Here is a 286-nt window from a genome sequence, read left to right as displayed (position 1 = left end):
GCCCAGGGCGCACGGGCAGGCGATGATCAGCACGGCGACGGCCGCGGTGAAGGCCTCGGTGGAGCTGTCGGTGGCCAGCAGCCAGACCACCAGGGTGGCCAGGGCGATCAGGATGACGGCCGGGACGAAGACCGCGGAGATCCGGTCGGCCAGCCGCTGGGCGGCGGCCTTGCCGTTCTGGGCCTCCTCGACCAGCCGGGCCATCCGGGACAGCTGGGTGTCGGCGCCGACCCGGGTGGCCTCGACCACCAGCCGGCCGCCCGCGTTGACGGTGGCGCCGGTGACG

General features: G+C 75.2%; 1 pseudogene. It reads right to left on the bottom strand.

The features are described 5' to 3' along the window. Nucleotides 1-286 (bottom strand): annotated as a pseudogene (locus AE652_RS42805) (heavy metal translocating P-type ATPase); the annotation flags it as partial.

It is taken from the genome of Kitasatospora sp. MY 5-36 (assembly GCF_001182915.1).
Lineage (GTDB): Bacteria > Actinomycetota > Actinomycetes > Streptomycetales > Streptomycetaceae > Kitasatospora.
Note: the sequence above shows the minus strand (reverse complement) of the source record. Positions and strands in the feature narration are given on the sequence as shown.